The organism is Nonomuraea maheshkhaliensis, assembly GCF_039529435.1.
Taxonomy (GTDB): Bacteria; Actinomycetota; Actinomycetes; order Streptosporangiales; family Streptosporangiaceae; genus Nonomuraea; species Nonomuraea maheshkhaliensis.
In genome coordinates, this window is sequence record NZ_BAAAMU010000001.1 from 143,501 (window position 1) to 165,118 (window position 21,618).

The following is a 21,618-nucleotide window of genomic DNA, read 5'->3' on the forward strand; positions in this document are numbered from 1 at the left end:
TGCGGAGGCCGCGGTGGAGTCTCACTTGCGATCATCTCCAGTGCTTAGGTGGCTGGGAGCGCTCCCATGGTCTGTCGCGGCCGGATCTGTGTCGAGAGCCCGCTTGATCGCGAGGTTTCGACCGCCCCGCATGCTCGCCGAATGCCCTCCGACACAGATGAAACTTTCATCCCGGCCAGCCTGGTGAGAGGAAACACGGGGGTCACAGACACGCCATTCCGTTGACATACGCCGGAGGGCATCCACAATCCCGTTTGGGAGCGCTCCCAACCCCCTACTCCCATGGAGACCCCGTGAAGCACAGACCTCCGATTCTCTTGACCCGGTTGGCGAGACGGCTCGCCGTGGCCACGACGCTCGTCCTCGTCGCGGGCGCGACCGCGGCCGTCACGGCCGCTCCCGCCCAGGCCGCGGTGGCCTGCGACGTGACGTACGCGGCCAATCAGTGGACGAGCGGCCAGAACCAGGGCGGTTTCACCGCGAACATCACGCTGAAGAACACCGGCGACCCCATCACGTCGTGGTCGCTGGCCTTCGACTTCCCGACCACGGGCCAGCGCTACACCCCGACCGGCTGGGGCGCCAACTGGAGCCAGTCGGGCACCCGCGTGACCGGCACCAACATGCCGTGGAACGGCAGCCTGGCCACCGGTGCCTCCACCAACATCGGCTTCAACGGCACCTGGACGGGCAGCAACCCGAGCCCGACCACGTTCAGCGTCAACGGGGTCACCTGCGGCGCCACCGGCAACGCGCCCACCGTGGCGCTGACCTCGCCCGCAGCGGGCCAGACGTTCACCGCCCCCGCCACCGTGCCGATCACGGCCACCGCCGCCGACTCCGACGGCACCGTCGCCAAGGTCGACTTCTACCAGGGCTCCACGCTGCTGGGCACCGACACCTCCTCCCCCTACGCCTACACCTGGTCGAACGTGGCCGCCGGCAGCTACTCGATCACGGCCAGGGCCACCGACAACAGCGGCCTGGTCACGACCTCCGCCCCGGTCGGCATCACGGTCTCGCCGAACTCGGGCCCGGCGCTCGTGGTGAGCCCGACGACCATCTCCGTGCCGGAGGACGGCACCGCCTCCTTCGGCGTGCGGCTGTCGCAGGCGCCCTCGGCGAACGTGAGCGTCTCGGTCGCCCGCGTCAGCGGTGACGCCGACCTCACCGTCTCCGGCTCCGCGACCAGGACGTTCACGCCGTCGAACTGGAACACCGTGCAGAACGTCACGCTGGCCGCGGCCGACGACGCCGACACCACGGCGGGCTCGGCCGTCTTCCGGGTCAGCGCCACCGGCTACACCGCCGTGGACGTGACGGCGAACGAGGCGGACGACGACGTCGGCGGCGACAACGAGTACGTGGCCCGCTTCGTCGAGCTCTACAACGAGCTGCACGACCCGGCCAACGGCTACTTCTCGCCCGAGGGCGTGCCGTACCACTCGATCGAGACGTTCATGGTCGAGGCGCCGGACCACGGGCACGAGACCACGTCCGAGGCCTACAGCTACTACCTGTGGCTGGAGGCGACGTACGGGCAGGTGACCGGCGACTGGTCGAAGTTCAACGCCGCGTGGGCCTCGATGGAGAAGTACATCATCCCGGCCACCGCCGACCAGCCGACGAACTCCTTCTACGACCCCTCGAAGCCGGCGACGTACGCGGCCGAGTACAACACGATCAACAGTTACCCGACGCAGATCGACTCCAGCGTCAGCGTCGGCACCGACCCGATCGCCGGCGAGCTGCAGAGCGCGTACGGCACCCGCGACGTCTACGGCATGCACTGGCTGCTCGACGTCGACAACACCTACGGCTTCGGCCGCTGCGGCGACGGCACGACCAGGCCCGCCTACATCAACACCTACCAGCGCGGCCCCGAGGAGTCGGTCTTCGAGACGATCCCGCAGCCGTCCTGCGACACCTTCGCCCACGGCGGCACGAACGGCTACCTGGACCTGTTCATCAAGGACGCCTCGTACGCCAAGCAGTGGAAGTACACCAACGCCCCCGACGCCGACGCCCGCGCGGTCCAGGCCGCCTACTGGGCGCTGACCTGGGCCAAGGAGCAGAACAAGGCCGGCGACATCTCCGCCACCGTGGCCAAGGCCGCCAAGATGGGCGACTACCTGCGCTACGCGATGTACGACAAGTATTTCAAGCAGCCCGGGTGCACGAGCCCGTCGTGCCCGGCGGGCACCGGCAAGAACGCCTCCAACTACCTGCTGTCCTGGTACTACGCCTGGGGCGGCGCGACCGACTCGAACGCCGGCTGGGCCTGGCGCATCGGATCCAGCCACAACCACGCCGGCTACCAGAACCCGTTCGCGGCCTGGGCGCTGTCCAACGTGACCGAGCTGCGGCCGAAGAGCTCGACCGGCGCGGCCGACTGGAGCGCCAGCCTGACCAGGCAGCTGCAGTTCTACACGTGGCTGCAGTCGGCCGAGGGCGCCATCGCCGGCGGCGCCACCAACAGCTGGGAGGGCCACTACGCCACGCCGCCGTCCGGGCTGCCGAAGTTCCACGGCATGACCTACGACTGGCAGCCGGTCTACCACGACCCGCCGTCGAACCAGTGGTTCGGCTTCCAGGCGTGGACGATGGACCGGGTGGCGCAGCTCTACTACGCCACCGGCAACGCCGACGCCAAGGCGCTGCTGGACAAGTGGGTGTCGTGGGCGCTGGACAACACCACGATCAACGCCGACGGCAGCTACGAGATCCCGTCCACGCTGCGCTGGACCGGCCAGCCCGCGGGCAACTTCAACGCCACCTCCGGCATGCCGCCGGCCAACCCGGGCCTGCACGTGACCGTCGCGGACCACACGCAGGACGTGGGCGTCGCGGGCGCGTACGCCAAGGTGCTGATGTACTACGCGGCCAGGGCCGGTCACGCCGAGGCCCGTGACACTGCCAAGGCGCTGCTCGACGGCATCTGGGACAACCGCGACGCCGAGGGCGTCTCGGTGCCGGAGACCAAGACCGACTACCAGCGCGTGGACGACCCGGTGTACGTGCCGGCCGGCTGGAGCGGTGAGATGCCCAACGGCGACCCGATCAACTCGAACTCCACGTTCCTGTCGATCAGGTCGTTCTACGAGGACGACCCGGACTGGCCGCGGGTGCAGGCGTTCCTGAACGGCGACGGCCCCGCGCCGGTCTTCAACTACCACCGCTTCTGGGCGCAGGTGGACGTCGCCGTCGCCCTGGCCGAGTACGGGCGGCTCTTCCCGTGAGCAAGGCAACCATGATCGCCGTGGCGTCGCTGGTCCTGTCCCTGATGGGGGCGGGGCCGGCGGCCCCGGCCGACGCGGCGGCGCCCGCCTTCGCCTATGGCGAGGCGCTGCAGAAGTCGCTGTTCTTCTACGAGGCCCAGCAGTCGGGTGAGCTGCCCGGCTGGAACCGGGTCTCCTGGCGCGGGGACTCCGGCCTGGACGACGGCGCGGACGCCGGAGTCGATCTCACGGGCGGCTGGTACGACGCGGGCGACCACGTCAAGTTCGGCTTCCCGATGGCCTTCTCCGCCACGATGCTGGCCTGGGGCGCGGTCGAGTACCGCGACGCCTACGCCTCCTCCGGCCAGCTCTCCCACCTGCTGAACAACCTCAAGTTCGTCAACGACTACTTCGTCAAGGCGCACCCGTCGCCGAACGTGCTCTACGGGCAGGTCGGCAACGGCGGCACGGACCACGCCTGGTGGGGGCCGGCCGAGGCGATGGCGATGAACCGGCCGGCGTACAAGATCGACGCGTCGTGCGGCGGGTCGGACCTGGCGGGGGAGACGGCGGCGGCGATGGCGGCCTCCTCGATGGTCTTTCGCCCGACAAATCCGTCTTATGCCGACACGCTGGTGACGCACGCCAAGCAGCTCTACTCCTTCGCCGACAGCGTCAGGAAGAAGTACAGCGAGTGCATCACCGACGCCTCCAGTTACTACAACTCGTGGAGCGGCTACCAGGACGAGCTGGTGTGGGGCGCGATCTGGCTCTACCGGGCCACCAACGACGCCTCCTACCTGGCCAAGGCCGAGAGCGGCTACGCCGGCCTGGGCACCGAACCGCAGAGCACGACGAAGTCGTACAAGTGGACCCTGGCCTGGGACGACAAGTCGTACGGCGCGTACGTGCTGCTGCACAAGCTGACCGGCAAGCAGCAATATCTCGACGACGCCAACCGCTGGCTCGACTGGTGGACGGTCGGCGTGAACGGCTCGAAGGTGGCCTACTCGCCGGGCGGTCAGGCCGTGCTCGACCGGTGGGGCTCGCTGCGGTACGCGGCCAACACCGCCTTTGCCGCGCTCGTGCACAGTGACGCCATCACCGACGCCACCCGCAAGGCCCGCTACCACGACTTCGCGGTCCGGCAGATCGACTACACGCTCGGGGACAACCCGCGCAACTCGTCGTACGTGGTCGGGTTCGGCGCCAACCCGCCGAGGAACCCGCACCACCGTACGGCGCACGGCTCGTGGACCGACCAGATCACCAACCCCGAGCAGACCCGCCACACCCTTTACGGCGCGCTCGTCGGCGGCCCGCCCGACCCGAACGACGCCTACACCGACAAACGCGACGACTACGTCATGAACGAGGTCGCCACCGACTACAACGCCGGCTTCACCAGCGCCCTGGCCCGGCTCTACCAGGAGTACGGCGGCGCGCCGGCGGCGAACTTCCCCGTGGCCGAGACCCCGGACGGCCCGGAGATCTTCGTCGAGGCGGGCGTGAACGCCTCGGGCAACGGCTTCACCGAGATCAAGGCCATCGTCCGCAACCAGTCGGCCTGGCCCGCCAGGGTCCTGTCCGACGGCTCGTTCCGCTACTACTTCACCCTCGACGGCTCGACGACCCCGGCGCAGATCAGCGTCTCGTCGGCCTACACGCAGTGCGCGGCGCCGACCGTGCGCCAGGCGAGCGGCAGCACGTACTACGTGAACGTCGACTGCTCAGGACAGGCCATCGCGCCCGCCGGGCAGTCGCAGCACCGCAGGGAGGTGCAGTTCAGGATCACCAGCGCGGGCACGTGGGATCCGGCCAACGACTGGTCGTACCGGAACATCCCCACCACGCCCGGGGCGACGCCGGTGCGCACCTCTAACATCACCCTCCACAGCGGCGGCACCACGATCTGGGGTGAGCCCCCCGGTCCGGTGGAGGAGGACACCACCGCCCCCGGCCGGCCGGGCAGGCCCGCGGTCTCCGCGATCACGGGCTCCTCGGCCAGGCTGAGCTGGGCGGCCGCCACCGACGACGTGGGCGTGACCGGTTATGACGTCTACCTGGGGTCCACCAAGGTAGCGACCGCCACGAGCACGTCGTCCGACCTGAGCGGGCTCACCCCCGCCACGTCCTACACCGCCCACGTGGTGGCCAGGGACGCGGCGGGCAACACCTCGGCCGCCTCGGACAGCGTCTCCTTCACCACCACCGACGCTCCCGCGGGCGGGTGCACGGCCACGTACCAGGTGGTCAACTCCTGGGGCGGCGCGTACCAGGCCGAGGTGAGGGTCAGGAACGCCGGCACGTCGCCCACCGGCGCCTGGACGGTCGCCTGGACCACCCCGAGCACGATCACCCAGCTCTGGGGCGGCCGGCACACCGTGTCCGGCACCACGGTCACGGTCAGGAACGAGGCGTGGAACGGGGCTCTCGCGCCCGGCGCGAGCACCACGTTCGGCTTCGTCGCCAACGGCGCCGCCACGACCCCCGACCCGATCAGCTGCACTCCCGGCTGATCCGAGAGCCCGCCCCCGCCGCAGCGGCGGCGGGGGCGGCACCAACGAGGACGGACTGAACCCCCCGGCCATCGGCTGCGTATGAGGAGGTGAGGGCCAACAACAATCCCTGCCCAACACACCATCCCGCCCGGATGGGACGGACGCGGTCGAACCTCCACTCGACCGCGTCCGTTCGTGTGTGGTCTGTTCTCACTCTTGCGCCGACGCGAACCTGTGGGTTGTCACTTCTCCGCGGTCGCCAGCGCGAATCTCTCCCGCGCCGCGTCGATCGCCGCGTCGTCGCTGAACTCGGCGAACGCCTGCTCGTGGTAACGCTCGGGGATGAGCCGGCGGACCCGCTCCGGGTAGCCGGCGCCCGCCTCGGGCACCCTGACCTGGGGCGGGATGTCGATCTTCACGGCGATCGGGCCCGAGGCGCGCACGGACGACGCCCAGTCCCGGCTCTGGCCGGTGATGGCGCACATGTGACGGGCGTAGACCCAGCGCACCTCGACCAGGGAGGTGGCGTTCGGAGGTTCGGTGCCGAAGGGCTCCACGGCGCACACGACGCCCGCGTCGAAGCTGTGCCCGTGGGAGTGGTGCTCGCCTGGCGAGGCCTGTTCGAGTATCAGGGTCACCTGGGCGGCGAGCTCCTCGTTGAGCTGCGAGGACGGCTGCCTGGCCACGAAGAACGTCACCCCGGCCAGGGTCAGGCCGGCCAGGGTGACGAGTGCCGCGACGAGCCCGCGACGGGTTGAGATCACGGGCTGGTGCAGGTCAGGCTGGGTGCGGGGCTCGGGACCGAGCCGGTGGCGTTGAATCCGAACGAGGTCGACGCGTTCGGTGCGAGCTGTCCGTTGTACGTGGCGTTCTTGACCGCCACATTGGGCGCCTGCGCGGACAGCACCCCGTTCCACGGCTGGCCGTCGAAGCCCTGGCCGCCGGTGTAGGTCCACTTGACCGTCCAGCCGTTCAGCGCGCTGGTGCCCGTGTTCTTCACGGTCACCTCACCCTGGAAGTGGCCGGCCCAGCCGGTGTCGGTGGCCTTCCACGTGGCGGTGCAGCCGCCGGTGGGAGGAGGGTCGGTCGGGTCGGGGTCGGGGTCGGGGCCGGGAGTGCTGCCGCCGGGTCCGACGCCGGTCACCTCGCCGTTGCCGCCGTCGAAGACGACGTCCGAGCAGCTGTAGAAGTTCTCGTTGCTGTCGGAACGGATCCAGTGCGTGTAGATGATGTGCCGCCCGCTCTTGCCCGAGGGCAACTGGGCGTTCCAGTAGTAGTAGTTGAGCCCGCCGGCGCCGCCGGACTTGGGCGGATTCGTGACACTGCCGAACGGCTCAAGGTCGGACCACTTGAGCGGCCCGTTGGGGTTCCAGCCGTTCTTGGTGATGTAGTAGTTGAACGACCCGGGGTGCTCGGCCCAGTTGCTGTGCCGCATCGTGATGGAGGCCCCGGAGGTCAAGTGGGTCAGCGGCCAGTCGGAGCGGACCGCGTTGTAGGCCGAGAAGTCGTAGGGCCCGCCGGTGCCGCCGCTGCAGAGCTGCCCGTCGGGGATGAATCCGGAGGTCCGGCCGGCGCCGTCGGAGCGCAGCACGGCGAACCAGTTGTAGAGGGGGGTCGTGCCGCTCTGGTTGACGGCGGCGGCGCACGCGGGGTTGTAGGGGAGGATCTGCCCGTTGTCCCGCAGGCCGTCCTGCCAGCACAGGAACGTACGGGCGCCGGGGAACATCGACACTCCGTGCGCCTGTGCCTGTGTGGGGGCCATCAGGACACTGGTGATCAGGACCAGGACGGCGGTGAGTGCCGCCGACTTGAATAACTTCATGGGGATTCCCTTGCGCTGACGACAGAGGAAACTGCCCACGACCTGCCCGCCCGGCCAGCGCATTGAATCACGACATTTCTGGATCCGACAATCTTCTGTGAAACTTTCACGCGATCATGGTCATGGCGAATTTGGGACTGCCCATCTGGGAGCGCTCCCACTACACTCCCTCTCGCAGAGACAGGGGAGCGGGCTCGCGCGGGGCCACGCATTGTGAGGGGTCTGGCCCGCGCGATGGAGGGGTACGGCTGGTGCGGCCGTACCCCTCGTCCCCTCGAAACCCCGGCCGCCCTCGAAACCCCGGCCGCCCTCGAAACCCCGGCCGCCCTCGGACTCCGGCCGTCCTCGGCCCCGGTCTCATCCGACCACGGCCGCGTCCGACCCCGCCGCCCGTCTCCGGTCGATCAGTCCCGCTGTACGGCGGCGTCGATGTCGTCCAGCCTGGCCTGCAGTTCGCTCAGGCAGGCCGGCGTGAGGCGGCCCTCCTGCAACCGGGTGGAGAGCTTGGCGCGCAGGCTCGCCGTCTCGACCTGCGACGGGCCGTGCCGCGGCGCCACCGTGGCGTCGAGGACCTGCCGCAGGTCCAGCACCACGTCGTCGTCGGTCGCGCCGCACGGCGTCCGCGCCTCCAGCACCGTCCTGAAGCCGGCCGCGGCCTGCTCGACGGTGATCGCCGCGGCCGGCGAGCGCTCGATCAGGTTGGCCGTGGGCGGCGGCGGCGGCTGGGCCGCCCGCTGCGGCTGCTCGGGCGGGTGCTCGGGAGGCCGTGCCTGCTGGAACCAGAGCAGGACCGACAGCGCGATGGCCGCAGAGCCCGCCACCGTCAGCCCGCGCCGCACGTGCCGGCCCAGCGTCGCCGTGCCGAGCGCGGAGGTCAGCGCCGAGACGATCTGCGCCGCCGTCGGCCGCTCCTCGGGCAGGCGCGCCAGGCAGCGCTGGCAGAGCGTGGCCACGGCGTTCGGCACGCCGGGCACCCGGGGCGGTGGCTCGGTCCTACGGGCCGCCTCGATCTCCTCCCACGTGGTCTCCGGGTACGGCGTGCGCCCGGTGAGCATCGTGTGCAGCAGCACGCCCAGGGCGTAGACGTCGACCGCGGGATCGGTCGGCGCGCCGAGCAGCCGTTCTGGGGCGACGTAGGGAGGGGTGCCGCGGTCGTCCTCGGGGTCGCCGGCCCAGGCCGCGATGCCGAAGTCGAGCAGCTTGGGGCCGGCCGCCGTGAGCAGCACGTTCTCCGCCGTCACGTCCCTGTGCACCAGGCCCCGGGCGTGCCCGGCCATCAGCACCCGCGCCAGCCGCAGCGCGATGGAGGCGGCCTCCTGCCACGGCAGCGGGCCCCGCTCGATCCGCTCGGCCAGCGGCGTGCCGTCGAGCAGCGGCATCACCACGTACGCCGCGACGCCGCCGCTGGTGGTGACGGTCTCGCCGTAGTCGTAGATCTCGATCGAGTCGGGGTGGATGAACCTGGCCGCGGCGCGCGCCTCGCTGCGTACGCTGACCCGCGCTCCCGAGTCGGTGTGCAGGGAGGCGGTGAGCACCTTGACCGCGATCATCCGGTGCAGGGACTGGTCGAAAGCCCGCCAGATGACCGACATGCCCCCTCTGGCCAGCGGGTCCAGCAGCAGGTACCGGCGGGCCAGTACGTCCCCGGGCTCAAGCCGACTCACGGACGACCAGTTCCGTGGGGAGGACGGGGTCGATGCCCGCGGCCCCCGTCAGGAGCAGCCGGGTGGCGACGGTGGCGAGCTCCTCGACGGGCTGGCGGACGGTGGTCAGGGCGGGCACGGTGTGCCTGGCGACGGGGGCGTCGTCGAATCCGATCACCGCGACGTCGGCGGGGATCTTGCGGCCCGCCCTGCGCAGGGCCTGGATGGCGCCGGCCGCCATCAGGTCGGAGGCCACGAACACGGCGTCCAGGCCGGGGGCGTGGCGTAACAGCCACTGCATGGCGTGGGTGCCTGAGGCCGCGGTGAAGTCGCCGTACGCGACGGGGACGTCGGGGGCGCCTGCGGCCTGGAGGGTGCGGACGAGGCCCTCCAGCCGGTCTCGGGCGCCGGGTAACGACGGCGGCCCGCCGATGGCCGCCACGTTTCTGCGGCCGGACAGCAGGAAGTGCTCGGCCGCCTGCCGGCCGCCGTCGAGGTTGTCGACGTCGGCGTACGGGAGCTTGAGGTCGTGGGGCGGCCGGCCGATGTTGCGGACCGGGACGCCCGAGGTGGACAGCTTGATCGCCAGGGGATGGCGTTCCCTGGCGCCCACGATGAGCACCGCGCCGGAGAGGGCGGGCAGCGTGGAGGAGGTGGGGGCGACGGTGGTCACCATGAGGTGGGTGCCGTGTTCGGCGATCACCGCGCCGGCGGCGGACAGGAGCCTGGCGTAGTAGGGCTCGTTGAAGAGCCGGGGGAGATGGTCACAGATCACCGCCGTGACGCCGTCGGCGATGGTCTTCGCGGCCGTTCCCCGGGGTGCGCGTTGCCTGACGTATCCCATGCGGGACACGGCGTCGTAGACTTGGCGGCGGGTCGAGGTACTGACCCGCACCGAGCCCGTGAGGACTCGAGATGCGGTCGCGGGGGAGACCCCGGCAGCGGCCGCCACCTGTGCCAGTGTGGGCTGCTCGGACATGGAGCACCTCGCGGAAAGATCCTGGGAGCGCTCCCACGTTACCAATGTTTCGCCGTTGTTAATAGGGCCTTTGCAAGGAGTGCGTCCCGTTGTACGGACGCGCTCCGAATGCGCTCAGCCAGGAAGTGCTGGTGACCAGCGGGGGTTTCTGTGCCGGATGTGCATCAGGGCCTCTTTCTGGACGCCCTATTCATCCACATCCGGCACTCTGAAACCGCAGAGGTCACTCCCCGCCGAGGCCCGTGTCCACTCCCGTGTAGTCCTCGTCGCCGTCGGTGACGTCGTCGTCCTCGTCGGGCGTCTCGCGCCTCGGCGCGCAGCCCGAGCCGCAGCCGCCGAACCGCTCGGTGTTGACCGGGGTGAAGGCGGTGGCCGGCGTGCCCTTGAGGGCGGCCAGCATGGTGTCCTTCCAGATCGGCCCGGGGATCGTGGCGCCGAAGACGTTGGCGTGGTACCGGCCGCCGATGGTGACGCCGTTGAGCTTGTGGTCCTGGGCGCCGTCCGGGTCGCCGATGCTGACCGCGCCCGCCAGGTCCGGGGTGAAGCCGGCGAACCAGGCGGTGGCCTGGTTGTCCGTGGTGCCCGTCTTGCCGGCCGCCGGGCGGCCGATGCCGCCGACGCCGCTCATCGTGCCCTTGGTGAACACGCCGGACAGGATGCTCGCCGCCGCGTCCGCGACCTCGGGGTCGAGCTTCTGCTCGCAGTCGGGCTTGTAGTTCTTCACCTTGCCGTAACGGTCGGTGATCTTGGTGATGACCATGGGCGTGCAGCGCTTGCCGCGCGCGCCGAGGGTGGCGTAGGCGTTGGCCACGGTCACCGGGTCCATCTCGTTCGTGCCCAGCGTGAACGTCTCGTACTCGGTCAGCGGCAGGCCGTCGGAGCGCTTGATGCCCAGGTCCTTGGCCGTCTTGATCGTGTCGCACAGGCCCACCTTCTGCTCCAGTTGCACGAAGAAGGTGTTCACCGACTTCCAGGTGCCGGTCTGCAGCGTCATGAAGCCGCCGCCGCCCTCGTCGTTGGTGACGGTGTGCGAGGGGTCGCCGATGTTCTCGCCCTTGCAGTTCTTGAACGAGGAGTAGTAGGGGGCCCGGTAGCCGCCGCTGACGGAGAAGCCCTCGTTGAGCTTCATGCCCTTCTTGAGCGCGGTGACCAGGGTGAACGTCTTGAACGTCGAGCCCGCCTGGAACCCGGTACCGCCACCGTGCGCGGCGTCGGCCACGACGTTGTACGACATCTCCTTCTTGCGCTTGTTGGTGCCGTACTTGCGGCTGGCGGCCATGGCCTTGATCGCGCCGGTGCCGGGCTGGATCAGGGCCTCGGAGGCGACCGGGTCGTCCGAGGCGAACACGTGCTTCTTGATGGCCCGCTCGGCGGCCCGCTGCATCTTCGGGTCGAGCGTGGTCTGGATGGTCAGGCCGCCCCGGTTGAGGAACGCGCTCCTGGTCTTGGCCTTCTTGCCGAAGACCGGGTTGCGCAGCACCTCGTTGCGGACGTACATGCAGAAGTAGGGATATTTGCTCTCAGCGCATCCGCCCGGAATCGGGGTGTTCTTGAAGCCGAGCTTCTGGGCCTTGGCCGCGGCGGCCTCTTCCGGCGTGATCTTCTTCAGCTCGGCCATCCGGTCGAGCACCACGTTGCGCCGCGAGAGCAGCCGCTTCTGCTGGGCCTTGCCGATGTTGGGGTCGGTCGCGTTGGGGTCCTGGACCGCTCCGGCCAGCGTCGCCGCCTGGGCCAGCGTCAGGTCCGACGCGCTCACCCCGAAGAAGCGCTTGGCCGCGGCCTCCACGCCGTTGGCGCCCGCGCCGAAGTAGGCGATGTTGAGGTACTTCTCCAGGATCTGGTCCTTGGTGTACTTCTCCTCGACCGCCATCGCGTACCGCAGCTCCTTGAGCTTGCGCGCGTAGCTGGCCTCCAAGGCCGCGGCCTTCGCCTCGTCGGTCTCGGCGGAGTTGAGCAGCACCTGCTTGACGTACTGCTGGGTGATCGACGAACCACCCTGGGCGATGCCGCCCGAGGTGGCGTTCTTGGCCAGGGCCCGGATCGTGCCCTCGATGTCGATCGCGCCGTGCTCGTAGAAACGGAAGTCCTCGATGGAGATGATGGCCGTCTTCATGATGTCGGCCACCTGGTCGAGCGTGACGCTCTCGCGGTACTCCTCCCAGAAGTAGGCGATCTCGTTGCCCTTGGCGTCGAGCAGCGTCGTCCGTTCGGCCAGCGGGGGCTCCTTGAGCTCCTCGGGTTTGATGCCGAGGTCTTCTGAAGCCGAGACGAAGATCGCCCCAGTGCCCCCGACCGCGGGCAACGCGATGGCGGCGGCCACTACGCCGGCCGCCGCCGCGGCCGCCGTCAGGCGCGCGACACTCGACAAACGGGAACCCATGACGGTATACCCTCCCCCTCGTGGCAATAGGGTGCATCCTAAACCCGGGCATGACGTGCTCCAGGTAAAAACTTGGACGCTCACTGACCCGGAAATGTTGCTCCCGCGCGGGGTTTTCTGGGGATTCGCCGCCAAAGCGGCGTTCGACCTGGTCGGGACGTACGGGACCGCCGCGACGCGCGTGACGTGAGCCCGTAGCCCTCGCACTCCCCGCCGCCTTCATCTGCGTCTTCTTCTGTGTCGTCTTCTGGGGCGGCCGAGTTTCCGCCAGGCCAAGGCAAAGAAGCGTGTTGTCCGCCGGGTCGTGGCCGGCCGGTCTGGCAACGTCTGGCAGGGCATTTCTTCCCGGGCCTTGGTGGAGGGGGCTGTATGCGTCGCGTCGGGGACCGTGAGCACGTCGATCGGCTGCTTGCCGCCGCCAGGACATGGTGGGCGGACAGCGCCGGCGACGACGGGTGCGTCGTCGCGGAGGCGTACGACGAGGATCTGCGGGTCGTGGCGCGCACGCTGCTGGTGGCGAAGGCGGTCTGCGGGCTGCTGTCCGCGCGGCTGGTCGTGCTCACCGATCCCGGGTGGACGCGGCTGGCCGAGGCGTTCGGCGGCACCGTGGGCGGGCGGCCGGACGTGCCGCCCCGCGCGCTGGTCACCAGCCGGGCCGAACGCGCCGTGCCCAGGGAGGTGCCGGTCGTCCACGTGCACGGCACCGGGACGCTGCGGGCGTACGCGCTCTTCCCCGACCAGGGCACGTGCACGATCCAGGACGAGCTGCCCGCCAGGGTCGGCGCCTTCTTCGAGCGGCACGTCTGGCCGCACAGGGAGGCGATCAGGCCCAGCGCCGAGCGGGTGGCCCGGCGGGTGGGGCGCGGCTACCAGGTCCGTACGGAGACCGAGCGCCGCCAGCTGCGTTACTACGCCTGCTCCCGCCTGGGCATCGACGCCGACCGGCCCACCGTCGCGGTCTTCGGCCACGAGCCCGGCGGGGACGCGGAGCTGTTCGCGGCGACGACGGAGTTCGCCGCGTCCGACCAGAGCGCGAACTGGCTCTTCCTCGACACCCCCGCCGATGCCGCCTCCCCGAGCACGCCACGGAACAGCTCCCGGATCAGGCAGGTGAGCGGGGCGATCTCGGCCAACCTGCTGTGGAGCACGGCGGACGTGGGCGTCGCGTTCGGCGACAGCGACCTGCCGGCGTTCGGGATCCCCGTCATCCAGGCCGGCTGGTCCGAGGGCGGCGCCTGCGGGGCCACCCACGTCGCGGGCTCGCCGTCCGAGCACCGCCTGCTGCTGGCCGAGGCCATCGCCAGGGGCGCCAAGCGCGCCGGCTTCCTCGGGCCCGAGCAGCGCGAGCGCGCCCGGCTGTGGCTCTGGCTGCGCCGCTGCGGCGCCGACGTGCCCAGCCAGCTCCTGCCCCACTGGGAGCACGGGGACGACTACGCCAGGGCCATGACGGTCAACCTGCGGCACGCGGAGCGGGACGGCGACGCCCTCTACAGCGCGGTCGGCCGCATGTGGCGATGGCGCGATCCCGTACTCACCCGATTCGACTTCCACGACCCGGCCGCGACGGCCGCCGCACTCATCCCTTCGACGACCGCCGTCCCTTCGAGGAGCACCCGATGACCAGCTCAGGACCCGCCACCGACCTCGACCAGGTGGTCCTTCCCGCCATCCCGCCCGTCCACCTGTCCAGCGGCCGGCTGTCGGCGCTGCAGGTGACCGACCGGCTGCGGCGTGGCAGCCAGATCCTGGGCAGGTTCGAGACGTCCGGGCTGGCCGGCTTCAAGGTCTCCGCCCAGGGACGGGCGCTGCGGGTGCAGGTGTCGCTGTCCACGGACGAGCGGTCGGTGAGCGGCTGGCACGAGGGCCGTACGGAGATGAACCCGCGGCCCCGCCTCGTCCAGGTGCTCTCCCAGGGGCGGCTGCGCCAGTGCGTGCTGCTGCGCGGCAAGAAGGCGCACGCCAGGGTGGCCTTCGACCTGTCGCCCGACGAGATCCCCGACGACGGGCTGATCTGCGTCGAGGCGCTGGACATCACCGAGGGCGACGGCGTCTGCGACGAGGTGCGCACGGCCGTGGCCGGCCGCGTCGCCGAGGACGGGGTGGCCGGGGTGCGGCTGGACAAGGTCGTCTTCGAGGAGCCGCCGGCGGTGGACTATGACCCCGACACGCTCGACGGGGCCCGCTGCGAGCTGTACTCGCTGATCAGCGCGGGCGGCCTGGCCAACGCCAACCGCCAGGGGGCGCGGGTGCTGCGCTCCGGCATGTTCGTGGTCAACCCCGTGCTCAAGGACCGGTTCGGGTCGAGCGGCCGCATCACGCTGCGGCTCGGCACCAAGGCCGAGGCGGTGAGCATGATCCCGGCCACGTGGCGCCGGGTCAACAGCGAGCTGCGCTGGCTGCGCCACACCACCAGGCGGCTGCTGCAGTCGGCGGCTCCGTCCGTCGAGCGGGTGATCAGCGTGCGGGACGGCGACCTGGGCAAGCCCGAGCAGCGGGTACGGGGGAACGTGACGGAGCTGGAGCTGTCCGGCCCGGCGACCTCGCCCCTGCTGGTGATCCTCGGGCCGTGCCCGGACGCCATCCCGACCCTGGAGTCGGGCACCGCGCACCGGTAAGGGCCGAGGGTTTCGCCTCGAATAGGATGCGGAGGCATGGGCGACGCCATCGACACGATCATCGAGCAGTGGCGGCGCGAGCGGCCCGATCTCGATCTGTCGGCCATGGACGTCTTCGGCCGGCTCGCCCAGGCCATGCGGCTGATGGCGCCCCAGGTGGACCGGGTCTTCACCAAGCACGGGCTGCGGCAGGGCGAGTTCGACGTGCTGGCCGCGCTGCGCAGGGCCGGGCCCCCGTACACGCTGATTCCCTCCGAGCTGTCGGAGGTGCTGATGATGTCGCGGGCCGGGATGACCAACCGGATCGACCGGCTGGAGGCCGCCGGGCTGGTCGAGCGCAGCCTCGACCCGGCCGACCGGCGCAGCTTCCTGGTCAGGCTGACCGAGCGGGGCCTGCGGGTCATCGACGACACGCTCACCGAGCACGCCGCCAACCTGGCCCGCCTGGCCGCTCCGCTCGGCCGCGAGGAGATGGCGACGCTGGCCGGGCTCCTGCGCAAGCTGGCCGACAGCATGGAGTGAGCAGTCGGGAAAAATGGCAAATACCCCGTGTTATCACCGCTCAGCGGGCAGTGTGGTGATGTGGGCAATGGCGGTTTGCGGATCGAGACGACGAGGCACCTCCACTGCACCGTCCTGCGCGCCGGCGGCGTCCTCGACCACGCCGGCCGGGTCAGGTTCAGCGACCGCATCAACCAGGTGTGGAACTGGTCGGTCGGCCCCGTCCTCGTGTTCGACCTGGCCGACCTCGACTTCTTCGACTCCTCGGTCATCGGCGTGCTCGCGATGGCGATGCAGCGGATGGAGGAGCAGGGCGAGGGCCGGATCATCCTGGTACGGCCCTCGGACCACCTGCTGTCCGTCCTGCGGCTGACGGACCTGCTGTCACGCGTGGAGCTGCGCGGGAGCGTCGAGGAGACGGTGGCGGAGCTGATGCTGCAGTCGGAGATCAGCCCCTGACCCGCAGCACAGCACCGCCGAAACGCCGCCCCACCGTCGGCCTACAGGCCGTACGCCTCCAGCAGCCGCAGCCAGATCTCGCTCACCGTCGGGAAGGTCGGGACCGCGTGCCAGAGCAGGTCGAGCGGCACCTCGGCGGTCACCGCGATCGTGGCGGAGTGGAGCAGGTCCGCCGTCGCGGGACCGACGAACGTGACCCCGACCAGCACCCTCCTGTCCTCGTCCACCACGGCCTTGGCCTTGCCCCGGTAGTTCTCGCCCATCAGGTAGGCCCCCGTGACCGAGCCCAGGTCGTACTCGACCGCGCGGACCCGGATGCCCGCCGCGCGGGCCGCCTCCTCGCTGAGGCCGACCGCGCAGACCTGCGGGTCGGTGAAGACGACCTGCGGTGAGCGGGCGCCGCCGACGAGGTCGCGCATCGCGGGCAGCTCGTCGCCGCGCGCCCGCGCGGCGATCACGTCGCCGCAGATCCTGGCCTGGTACTTGCCCATGTGGGTGAGGAGCACACGCCCGTTGACATCGCCCACGGCGTACAGCCAGCCGTCGGCGACCCCGGTGGCCCGCATGCTGTCGTCGACCTCGACGATCTTGCCATCGGGCAGACCGACCGTCGAAAGCCCCAGGTCGCCGCTCGCGGGCCGGCGGCCGGTGGCCACCAGCAGCTCGTCCGCCTCCAGCGGCGGGCCCTCCGGCAGGTGCACGGTCACCTTCCCGCCCGGCTCGGGGCGTTCGACGCGGACGGCGTCGGTGTGGGTGCGCAGCTCGATCCCGGCGTCGGCGAACGACTCGGCCAGCAGCTCTCCCGCGAACGGCTCCATGCGGCTGAGCAGGCGGTCGCCCCGGACGAGCACGGTCGTCGAGCGGGCGCCCAGCCCGTGCATGGCCTGCGCCATCTCACAGGCCACCACGCCGCCGCCGATCACGACCAGGCGCTCGGGGACCGACGTGGTCGCGGTCACCTCGTGGCTGGTCCACGGCCGCGCCTCGGCCAGGCCCGGCGTGGGCGGGATCGCGGGGACGCTGCCGGTGGCCAGGACGACGGCCTGGCGGGCGGTGATCACGCGCTCGCTGCCGTCCTCGGCGGTGACGCGGACGCGTCTGGGCCCGTCGAGGCGGCCCTTGCCCCGGAAGAACTCGGCCGGGACGCTCTCGATCCAGCGCACCTGGCCGCTGTCGTCGAAGTTCGACACGGTCTCGTCGCGCCTGGCCAGCACCGCGGCCACGTCGATCGGCCCGAGCGAGAGCCCCGGCACCCGCCGCACCTCCCCGGCCAGGTCGACCGGCCGCAGCAGCGCCTTGCTCGGCACGCACGCCCAGTAGGCGCACTCGCCGCCGGCCAGCCGCTCCTCGACGATGGCCGCCGTCAGGCCGCCGCGCACGGCCCGGTCGACGACGTTCTCGCCGGCCGGACCGGCGCCGATCACGATGACGTCGAACTCGTCAGCCACTGCTGCCTCCCCAGGCACGGTATTCGTCCTCTTCTCGCATCGTTTCATGGCGAGCCGCCGCAATCGTGGTGCCCGGCCGCGGTGTCGGCCGTCCGTCGGTTTCGCCCGCACGTACGGCTCCCGTCGGGGCCCGTTCACCCAAGGGCCCTAGCGTGCCCCGCATGGCTGATCGCTACCCGACCTCGGTGCCGTACCGGCAGGCGACGGACGGCTATCACACGTACCGGATCCCGGCGGCCGTGGTCACGGCGGCGGGCACGATCCTGGCGTTCGCGGAGGGGCGGCGCGGCTCGGCGTCCGACTCCGGCCACATCGACCTCGTGCTCAAGCGGTCGGGGGACGGCGGGCGTACGTGGGGCCCGTTGCAGGTCGTGGCCACGGAGCCGAACCGGGGCACGGCGGGAAACCCCGCGCCCGCGGTGCTCGGCGACGGGCGGGTCGTGCTGGTGCACGTCCGGCAGGGCCCGACGGCGACCGAGGAGAAGATCAGGCGCGGCCAGGTGGCGGCGGACGCGGGCCGGCGGGTGTTCGTCCAGGTCCGCACGGACGAGGGCGTCACCTGGCCGGCGCCGCGCGAGATCACCGCCGAGGTGAAGCGGCCCGGCTGGCGCTGGTACGCGACCACGCCGGGGCACGCGCTCGTGCTGCGTCACGGCCCGCACGCCGGCCGCCTGGTGGTCCCCGCCAACCACTCGCTGCCGCCCACCGGCAAGGACGACGGGACCGAGGGCAAGTACAACGGCGGCCACGTGCTGCTGAGCGACGACGGCGGCACGACCTGGCGCATCGGCTACGTCGACGACAATCCCGACGGGTACGTCAACGTCAACGAGACCACCGCCGCCGAGCTGCCCGGCGGACGCCTCTATCTCAACACCCGCACAGACTCCACCGCCCCCGGCACCAGGGCCGACGCCTACTCGGCCGACGGCGGCCAGACGCTTGAGCTGCCCTTCCGCCCGCAGACCGGCCTGATCGGGCCGGTGGTGGAGGGCAGCCTGCTGTGGTGCGACGGGCCCGAGGCGCTGCTGTTCTCGGGGCCGGCGGCTCCGGACACGCGGGCGCTGATGACCGTGCGCGCCAGCGACGACCACGGTCTCACCTGGCGGGTGGCGCACACGGTGTCGGGCTTGCCCGCCGCCTACTCCGACCTCGTCCGCGTGGACGGCGACACGGTCGGGCTGCTGTTCGAGACCGGGAACTTCGGCCCGTACGAGAGCATCGCCTTCCGCCGGATCCCGGTCGCCGAAATGACAGGGGTCAGGGCTCCTGGGGGCGGATCTCCTTCATCACCATGATCAGGCCGTGCACGGCGTCGTCCTCCGTGCGCAGGTGTGACAGGCGCACGTCGAGCCGCGTCGGACGCCCGCGCCGGTTGACCGCGTCGAGCAGCAGCCCCTCGCCCTCGACCGGCGGCCGGGACCGGTCGGCCAGCGCGGCGCGCAGCCGGGGGCACAGCACGTCGAGGGGCAGACCGGCGTCGAGCTCGGCGAGCGGCAGGCCGGCCGCCTCGTCGGCGCGCACCCCCCACAGCTCCTCCGCCCCCGGTCCCCAGACGACGACCCGTAACTGCTCGTCCAGCACCACCACCGCGTCGCCGAGACTGCGCACCACCGAGGAGACGAACCGGTTGACCTCGTCCAGCTCGATCGTGCGGGCCGTCAGGACGTCGTTGAGGTGCCGCAGCTCGTCGTTGGTGGACTGCAGCTCCTCGTTCATCGTCTCCAGTTCCTCGTTGGTGGACTGGAGCTCTTCGTTGGTCGTCTCCAGTTCCTCGTTGGTGGACTGGAGCTCCTCGTTGGTCGCCTCCAGCGCCTCGTTGAGCGAGCGCAGCTCCGTGTAGGCCTGTTCGAGCCGGCGGTTGGCCTGCTTCAGCTCGTCCCTGAGGCGGCGGTAGCGGGTGACGTCGTAGAAGTGGATGCTCACCCCGGCCAGGTCGCCCGACACCAGCAGGGGGACCACGGAGACGTCGAAGAGCTCGGGCGCGGGCAGGCCGGCGCGGTACCAGTTCACCTCCCGCAACTCCACCGGACCCCGTCCTTCGCACGCCTGCTCGATGACGGAACGCAGCTCGACGGGCCAGTAGGAGACCTCAAGATCATGGAACGGGCGGCCGACGTCACGCGGGCCGAGGCCGAACAGGGCCGCGGCCCTGGAGTTGGCCAGCGCCAGGTTGCCGGGGACGTCCACGACGATCTGGGCCACGGGCCCGCAGTCCAGCGCCACGGACGCGAGCGCGGGCGGACCGGAAACCCGGTCGGCGGGGCAACCGGCGGCGCCGCCGGTGATGTCGCCCGTGACTGGGCCGCGCTTGCGAAACAGCCGCAGGCCGAGGTCCAGCGGCTCGAACGCGTGCCGCTGCCCGAGCAGCATCTCGGCCTTGCCGAGGAAGAGGAAGCCGGGGTCGGACAGGGCGAAGTGGAAGCGCCTGACGACGTCGAGCTGCGTCTCGGTGTTGAAGTACATCAGCGTGTTACGGGCCACGAGCAGGTCGACGCGGGAGATGGGGGCGTCCCGGGTGAGGTCGTTGCGGCCGAAGACGAGCCGGCCGCGCAGGTCGTGGCGGAAGGCGAAGCCGCCGTCCGCCGGCTCGAAGTACCTCTCGCGCAGGTCCGCCGGCACGTCGGCGAGCGCCCGGTCGCCGTAGACGCCGGCCCTGGCCACCTGCACGGACTTCTCGTCGAGGTCCGTGCCGTAGACCTTGACCCGCCGGCGGAACTCGTCCGCGCCGAGCTCCTCCGCCAGGATCATGGCGAGCGTGTAGGTCTCCTCGCCGGTCGCGCAGCCGGCGCTCCACACCCGGATGGGCCGGCTCGCCGGCTCCAGGTCCAGCAGCGCCGGGACGACCAGCTCACGCAGCCGCTGCCAGGCGGTCGCGTCCCTGAAGAAACCGGTGACGTTGATCAGCAGGCTGTCGAAGAGCTTCGTGAACTCGCCCGGATCGAGTTCGAGCAGGTCGCGGTAGGCGTCATAGTCGCGCAGACCCAGCGCTTCGAGCCGCCGGGCGATGCGCCGGATCAGGGTGGTGCGTTTGTAGCCCGAGAAGTCGAAGCCGCGAGTCTCCCTGAGAAGAAGGAGGAGCTCGTCGAACTTCCGCTCTTCCTGCGTCGTCACGAGCGAAGCCTACGCCGATTGGGTGCGCCCGGCCTGGTGGGAGCCTCATCCTCCGTTCAGTCGGAACGACGTGGGGAGCTTGAGCGAGCCGAGGCTCACGTAGCCGAGGCTGATCACCGCGCGGGCGCGGACGAGGTTGCCGCGCATGGCCGTCAGGTTGTCGTCGCACCGTTCGAGGGTGGTGTGCAGCAGCGAGCGGGCCTCGACCGCGGCCGCGCGCCGCCTGGCCAGCGTCTGCTTCTGGTCGAACGCCTGCTGGCGCAGCATGCGCGAGCGTTCGACGAGCGGCGCCAGCGAACCGGCGGACGTGACGGGAGCCACCGGGCTCGCGGCCGGCTCCTTCTCCGGGCGCGCTTCACCGGCCTGGACGGCGAGCGGTTGCGACGGCTCGCGCCGCGCCCTGAAGCGGCGGCGGGCGCCGGACTGGAGCCGCGGCTGGAGGCGCATGTACGGAAGGTGGCGGTACGCCCCGCCGAGCGGGACTCCCGTCCCGTGTCCCGCTTGGTATTCCGGGACCCCGGCGGACGCGAGCGCCTCCGTCATGCTGGCGAAGACGGGGAACGACATCTGGTCCTGCGCGCTCATCAGCGAGACGAGCCGGCGCAGCGGCGGCTGGGGCTCGGCCACGGCCAGGTGGCCGCCCTTGGCCCGCAGCGCGGCATGGGTGGCCGCCAGTTGTTCGAGGCCGTTGAGGTCGCAGAACCAGAGGTCCGCCGCCGCCATGAGCACGTGCATGACGGGGGACTTGGGCAACGGGTCGAGGAACGCGGCCAGCACCGGCCTCGTCGTGACGTCCAGCTCTCCCGTCAGGGCGATCACCAGGGTGGCGTCATCGATCGGGACGAGCCGTACCGACAGCTGCATCATCGCGTTCCTCCCTCCGCGCGATGGACGCCCGCGCGATTCACCGGGCCTGCCCTCATTCTCCTCCCGCGCAC

Annotated in this window: 15 protein-coding genes; 7 read left to right on the forward strand and 8 right to left on the reverse strand. The window is 71.0% G+C overall.

What is annotated here, in order from left to right:
* Positions 1-326: 326 nt before the first annotated feature.
* Both ABFX54_RS00720 and ABFX54_RS00725 read left to right on the forward strand, forming a co-directional pair.
* Positions 327-3,239 (forward strand): glycoside hydrolase family 48 protein, encoded by a 2,913-nt coding sequence (locus ABFX54_RS00720; protein ID WP_346100879.1) that lies wholly within the window; start codon positions 327-329, stop codon positions 3,237-3,239.
* A gap of 11 nt (positions 3,240-3,250) precedes the next feature.
* Positions 3,251-5,737: a glycoside hydrolase family 9 protein gene (locus tag ABFX54_RS00725; protein ID WP_346101064.1), complete on the forward strand. Its 2,487-nt coding sequence runs from the start codon at positions 3,251-3,253 to the stop codon at positions 5,735-5,737.
* Between the two features lie 224 nt (positions 5,738-5,961).
* Here ABFX54_RS00725 and ABFX54_RS00730 read toward each other — a convergent pair whose 3' ends face one another.
* From ABFX54_RS00730 to ABFX54_RS00750, 5 genes are all read right to left on the reverse strand, one after another.
* A complete protein-coding gene (locus tag ABFX54_RS00730) occupies positions 5,962-6,483 on the reverse strand; it encodes a hypothetical protein (protein ID WP_346100880.1) in 522 nt (173 codons plus the stop codon).
* Entirely contained in the window at positions 6,480-7,541 is a 1,062-nt protein-coding gene (locus ABFX54_RS00735; protein ID WP_346100881.1) for a lytic polysaccharide monooxygenase auxiliary activity family 9 protein, read from the reverse strand. The genes ABFX54_RS00730 and ABFX54_RS00735 overlap by 4 nt, the downstream gene beginning before the upstream one ends.
* Before the next feature lie 404 nt (positions 7,542-7,945).
* Positions 7,946-9,205, reverse strand: coding sequence for a serine/threonine-protein kinase (locus ABFX54_RS00740; RefSeq protein WP_346100882.1), 1,260 nt, complete (start codon positions 9,203-9,205; stop codon positions 7,946-7,948).
* On the reverse strand, positions 9,192-10,163 hold the full coding sequence (locus tag ABFX54_RS00745) for a LacI family DNA-binding transcriptional regulator (RefSeq protein ID WP_346100883.1): 972 nt from the start codon (positions 10,161-10,163) through the stop codon (positions 9,192-9,194). The genes ABFX54_RS00740 and ABFX54_RS00745 overlap by 14 nt, the downstream gene beginning before the upstream one ends.
* A gap of 223 nt (positions 10,164-10,386) precedes the next feature.
* Positions 10,387-12,543 carry a transglycosylase domain-containing protein gene (locus ABFX54_RS00750; RefSeq protein WP_346100884.1) on the reverse strand — a complete coding sequence of 719 codons (2,157 nt, stop codon included), beginning with the start codon at positions 12,541-12,543 and terminating at the stop codon, positions 10,387-10,389.
* A gap of 369 nt (positions 12,544-12,912) precedes the next feature.
* Between ABFX54_RS00750 and ABFX54_RS00755 the strand changes: the two genes are divergently transcribed.
* From ABFX54_RS00755 to ABFX54_RS00770, 4 genes are read left to right on the forward strand one after another with little or no spacing between them, the layout of a single operon-like run.
* Positions 12,913-14,163, forward strand: a complete 1,251-nt coding sequence (locus ABFX54_RS00755) for a hypothetical protein (RefSeq protein ID WP_346100885.1) — start codon at positions 12,913-12,915, stop codon at positions 14,161-14,163.
* Positions 14,160-15,158: a hypothetical protein gene (locus ABFX54_RS00760; RefSeq protein WP_346100886.1), complete on the forward strand. Its 999-nt coding sequence runs from the start codon at positions 14,160-14,162 to the stop codon at positions 15,156-15,158. Before ABFX54_RS00755 ends, ABFX54_RS00760 begins: the two co-directional genes overlap by 4 nt.
* Positions 15,159-15,194: 36 nt before the next feature.
* On the forward strand, positions 15,195-15,680 hold the full coding sequence (locus tag ABFX54_RS00765) for a MarR family winged helix-turn-helix transcriptional regulator (RefSeq protein WP_346100887.1): 486 nt from the start codon (positions 15,195-15,197) through the stop codon (positions 15,678-15,680).
* A 60-nt stretch (positions 15,681-15,740) separates the two neighbouring features.
* The gene (locus tag ABFX54_RS00770; RefSeq protein WP_346100888.1) at positions 15,741-16,118 is read left to right on the forward strand and encodes an STAS domain-containing protein; all 378 of its coding nucleotides are present in this window, start codon (positions 15,741-15,743) and stop codon (positions 16,116-16,118) included.
* Positions 16,119-16,159: 41 nt separating this feature from the next.
* Here ABFX54_RS00770 and ABFX54_RS00775 read toward each other — a convergent pair whose 3' ends face one another.
* Positions 16,160-17,566, reverse strand: a complete 1,407-nt coding sequence (locus ABFX54_RS00775; protein ID WP_346100889.1) for a dihydrolipoyl dehydrogenase family protein — start codon at positions 17,564-17,566, stop codon at positions 16,160-16,162.
* A 161-nt stretch (positions 17,567-17,727) separates the two neighbouring features.
* Here ABFX54_RS00775 and ABFX54_RS00780 point away from each other — a divergent pair, with 161 nt between their 5' ends.
* A complete protein-coding gene (locus tag ABFX54_RS00780; protein ID WP_346100890.1) occupies positions 17,728-18,864 on the forward strand; it encodes a sialidase family protein in 1,137 nt (378 codons plus the stop codon).
* Here the strand turns inward: ABFX54_RS00780 and ABFX54_RS00785 are convergent.
* Entirely contained in the window at positions 18,827-20,680 is a 1,854-nt protein-coding gene (locus ABFX54_RS00785; RefSeq protein ID WP_346100891.1) for a CheR family methyltransferase, read from the reverse strand. The genes ABFX54_RS00780 and ABFX54_RS00785 overlap by 38 nt on opposite strands.
* Positions 20,681-20,725: 45 nt before the next feature.
* Positions 20,726-21,547: an STAS domain-containing protein gene (locus ABFX54_RS00790; protein WP_346100892.1), complete on the reverse strand. Its 822-nt coding sequence runs from the start codon at positions 21,545-21,547 to the stop codon at positions 20,726-20,728.
* Positions 21,548-21,618: the final 71 nt, after the last annotated feature.

What these genes read in the sequence shown, in the direction of transcription:
- ABFX54_RS00790 (WP_346100892.1), bottom strand. Translation starts at nt 21,547, where the DNA reads ATGATGCAGCTGTCGGTACGGCTCGTCCCGATCGATGACGCCACCCTG.
- ABFX54_RS00745 (WP_346100883.1), bottom strand. Translation starts at nt 10,163, where the DNA reads ATGTCCGAGCAGCCCACACTGGCACAGGTGGCGGCCGCTGCCGGGGTC.
- ABFX54_RS00765 (WP_346100887.1), top strand. Translation starts at nt 15,195, where the DNA reads ATGGGCGACGCCATCGACACGATCATCGAGCAGTGGCGGCGCGAGCGG.
- ABFX54_RS00735 (WP_346100881.1), bottom strand. Translation starts at nt 7,541, where the DNA reads ATGAAGTTATTCAAGTCGGCGGCACTCACCGCCGTCCTGGTCCTGATC.
- ABFX54_RS00780 (WP_346100890.1), top strand. Translation starts at nt 17,728, where the DNA reads ATGGCTGATCGCTACCCGACCTCGGTGCCGTACCGGCAGGCGACGGAC.
- ABFX54_RS00725 (WP_346101064.1), top strand. Translation starts at nt 3,251, where the DNA reads ATGATCGCCGTGGCGTCGCTGGTCCTGTCCCTGATGGGGGCGGGGCCG.
- ABFX54_RS00755 (WP_346100885.1), top strand. Translation starts at nt 12,913, where the DNA reads ATGCGTCGCGTCGGGGACCGTGAGCACGTCGATCGGCTGCTTGCCGCC.
- ABFX54_RS00760 (WP_346100886.1), top strand. Translation starts at nt 14,160, where the DNA reads ATGACCAGCTCAGGACCCGCCACCGACCTCGACCAGGTGGTCCTTCCC.
- ABFX54_RS00750 (WP_346100884.1), bottom strand. Translation starts at nt 12,543, where the DNA reads ATGGGTTCCCGTTTGTCGAGTGTCGCGCGCCTGACGGCGGCCGCGGCG.